Genomic DNA, 3127 nt, shown 5'->3' with positions numbered 1-3127 from the left:
GCTCGACCGCATCCATGACCACAAGATCAACCGGCTCGACGAGCTCCTCCCGTGGAATTGGACGCCGATCGCCGACACTCAGGCCCAAGCCGCCTGAGTAACCGCGGTAACAACCGGGCGGTTACTATCTGTGCGACATGTTCGACGCATGATTTTATGAGACCTGTGCGCGGATATTTCTGGACTGGTGGTTGCGGCCGTGATTCCCTGATCTGGAGGCAGGTCAGGAGGCTGGGTGAGCAACGGATATCCTCCGATCCGCCATCGTCCCCCGTCGTCAGCACAGCGGCGACAGGTCAACCTGCCACATGCATATATTCCGAGAATGCGCGCCGCGCCGAGGCCTGCTTCATCCAGTCCCGCCCGCCAAAGGCCACGAGGGCGAGGTAGATCTGTCGCGTCTCCATATCCGGCCTGAAAACCACTGTCAGGCGGTGACCGGCCCCGCCGTGGCGCACAAGCCAGCCCCCGAGATTTCCGCCGAGGCGAACGCCGGAGGTCGGGTTGTCCCTGATCGCCCTCAGCAGGGTGTCGACCTCATCCAGCCGCCGAAATGCGGCCGCAGTGTCGCCCTGCGTAACCTCGACGATATGATCGACGATCCCAATCAGATCCCGCTCGAAGAACGGGTGCCGGACGAAGCGCATCAGGTGTTGCGGACCATTGCAGCCAGATGGGCGCGGGCGCCCGCCATGACGTCGGAGACGTCCCCGACAGGTTCCCACCGATCGAGCGGAAGCGCCAGACGCCGCTCCAGTTCGGCCTCAAGCACGGTTCTCTCGCGTTCGCGTTCCGCCTTGGCCTTCGCCAGTTCCCCCGAAACCGCAGCGCTCATATTGGGATATTCACCGGCTTCGACCAGTTCCCTGGCGAAGGCATAGGCGGCATCGGTGAAACTGACGGATTGCTTCTGGACGCTCATGACTAATCCTTCTGGTACTCCATCAGATTACCGACATGCGCATGCCCTGGCAACTTCCATTTCGGTGAAGGCGCGGTGCTGGGCATGGAGGTGAATTGCCAATCTCGCCCCCGCAACCGTTACTTCCGCAGCTCCGTCAGCCTGTCAACGGCGGAGTAAAATCCGGCCACGGGGCGGAGCAAAAGTCGGCCACTATGGCGCCGGCTTGAGACTGCCGGGAGGGCGTAGCCCGAGCGGGGGTCTCAGGCCGGCGCGGCGATTTTTTTGGAGAGTTTCAGCCGGCCTTTCTGGCGCGGCTCTGGGCGAGACGATAGCTGTCGCCGTTCATCTCGAGAATGTTGACGTGGTGGGTAATGCGATCGAGCAGTGCGCCGGTGAGGCGCTCGGATTCCAGAGTTTCCGTCCATTCATCAAAGGGCAGATTGCTGGTGATCAGAGTAGCGCCGGGCTTTGTCGCGAGTTTTCCTCAGCCGGTCAGGTGAAGTATGATCCTGTCGGACTTCGGAAGGGGAAGATGGTGTAATGACGGTTTCCTTCAAGGGCGCGCATTTCCCTAAAACCGTGATCCTGTTTGCGGTGTTTTTCTACGTCCGCTACACGGTGTCCTACCGGGATTTGGAAGAGATCATGGCGGAACGGGGTGTGAGGGTCGATCACGCGACGCTGAACCGCTGGGTTGCGAAATATGCCAGCCTGCTCGGTTAGCGTCCGAGGACGTGGTGTAATTTCTGCGCCTTCATCGGTGTAATCCCGGGTGGCCATCGAGGTGTATGGTCGAGGTGGAGTTTCGACGCTTCAACCACGAACCTTACGGAGACCCCGATGACCAAATCCAACATGGACCTGTCCGAGCTTCTGGCCAAGCATGATCAGGGCGACTTTCTGCGCGGCATTGCCGAAGCCGTCCTTCAACTGATCATGGAGAGCGATGTCGACGGGCTGATCGGCGCCGGACGGCATGAACGCAGCGGTGAGCGCACGACTTGGCGGAACGGGTATCGAGAGCGCGCTCTCGATACCCGTTTGGGCACCTTGAACCTGCGGGTGCCGAAGCTCAGGCAGGGCAGTTACTTTCCCGGCTTCCTGGAGGCGCGCAAAACCTCGGAGCAGGCGCTGGTCGCGGTGATCCAGGAAGCCTGGATCGGTGGCGTCTCGACCCGCCGCGTGGACGAGCTGGTGCAGGCCATGGGGCTATCGGGCATCTCCAAGAGCACGGTATCGAAGCTGTGCAAGGATATCGACGAGCGGGTCGGCGAGTTCCTCAACCGCCCGCTGACCGGCGACTGGCCCTATCTCTGGCTGGATGCCACCTATCTGAAGGTGCGCCAGGGCGGGCGCATCGTGCCCGTGGCGGCCATAATTGCCGTCGCTGCCAACACCGAGGGGCGCAGGGAAATCATCGGCCTGGGCATTGGTCCGTCCGAAGCCGAGACCTTCTGGACCGAGTTCCTGCGGTCGCTGAAGGCCCGCGGGCTCGGAGGCGTGCGGCTGGTCATCAGCGACGCCCATACCGGCCTCAAGGCTGCCATCGCCCGGGTATTCGAGGCGACCTGGCAGCGCTGCCGCGTTCACTGGATGCGCAATGCGCTGGCGCATGTCTCGCGTGGCCAGCACACCGTCATCGCCGCCGCGATCCGCCAGGCCTTCGATCAGCCCGACCGCGCCCATGCCGGTGAAACCTGGCGCAAGGTGGCCGAACAACTGCGTCCGCGATGGCCAAAGCTGGCCGACCTCATGGACGACAGCGAGCACGACGTGCTGGCCTACATGTCCTTCCCACGCCAGCATCGCACCAAGCTGCACAGCACGAACCCGATCGAACGCCTGAACAAGGAGGTGAAGCGCCGCGCCGATGTCGTCGGGATCTTCCCGAACGTAGCCTCCATCATGCGCCTGATCGGTGCCGTGCTCTTCGAGCAGAACGACGAATGGCAGACCGCCAGCCGATACATGATGGTCGAAGCCTTCGCCCAGATCGACAAGGAGGAGATCGACCCCATTCTCAGCATCACAACGAAAGCCGCCTGATCATGCCCTCAGGCCATCCGGAAAATTACACCACCTTGACGGACGCGACCCCTGCTCGCAGAAGAAGCGCGTCGCCGCAAGCGTCCGGCGGATCGGTCCTGGCGCATGGATGAAACATATATCCGTGTGAAAGGTGAATGGCACTATCTGTATCGCGCTGTCGACAAATTCGGCAAA

The 3127-nt window shown here is 61.9% G+C and carries 4 protein-coding genes and 2 pseudogenes; 3 read left to right on the top strand and 3 right to left on the bottom strand.

The features are described 5' to 3' along the window. Positions 1 to 296 precede the first annotated feature (296 nt). From KNW02_RS20250 to KNW02_RS20240, 3 genes and pseudogenes are all read right to left on the bottom strand, one after another. A complete protein-coding gene (locus tag KNW02_RS20250; RefSeq protein ID WP_216034987.1) occupies positions 297 to 647 on the bottom strand; it encodes a type II toxin-antitoxin system RelE/ParE family toxin in 351 nt (116 codons plus the stop codon). After that, on the bottom strand, positions 647 to 922 hold the full coding sequence (locus KNW02_RS20245; RefSeq protein ID WP_216034986.1) for a hypothetical protein: 276 nt from the start codon (positions 920 to 922) through the stop codon (positions 647 to 649). Before KNW02_RS20245 ends, KNW02_RS20250 begins: the two co-directional genes overlap by 1 nt. Positions 923 to 1196: 274 nt before the next feature. Beyond that, positions 1197 to 1367 (bottom strand): annotated as a pseudogene (locus KNW02_RS20240) (ATP-binding protein); the annotation flags it as partial. A gap of 77 nt (positions 1368 to 1444) precedes the next feature. Between KNW02_RS20240 and KNW02_RS20235 the strand changes: the two are divergent. The 3 genes and pseudogenes from KNW02_RS20235 to KNW02_RS20225 all read left to right on the top strand — a co-directional run. Continuing rightward, positions 1445 to 1627: a hypothetical protein gene (locus KNW02_RS20235; protein WP_431356780.1), complete on the top strand. Its 183-nt coding sequence runs from the start codon at positions 1445 to 1447 to the stop codon at positions 1625 to 1627. Between the two features lie 117 nt (positions 1628 to 1744). Then, on the top strand, positions 1745 to 2950 hold the full coding sequence (locus KNW02_RS20230) for an IS256 family transposase (RefSeq protein WP_216034985.1): 1206 nt from the start codon (positions 1745 to 1747) through the stop codon (positions 2948 to 2950). A 48-nt stretch (positions 2951 to 2998) separates the two neighbouring features. Then, positions 2999 to 3127: pseudogene (locus KNW02_RS20225) on the top strand (DDE-type integrase/transposase/recombinase); the annotation flags it as partial.

The organism is Paracoccus marinaquae (assembly GCF_018860165.1).
Lineage (GTDB): Bacteria > Pseudomonadota > Alphaproteobacteria > Rhodobacterales > Rhodobacteraceae > Paracoccus > Paracoccus marinaquae.
The sequence above is the reverse complement of the archived record's forward strand: the minus strand, read 5'-3'. Positions and strand labels throughout refer to the sequence as shown.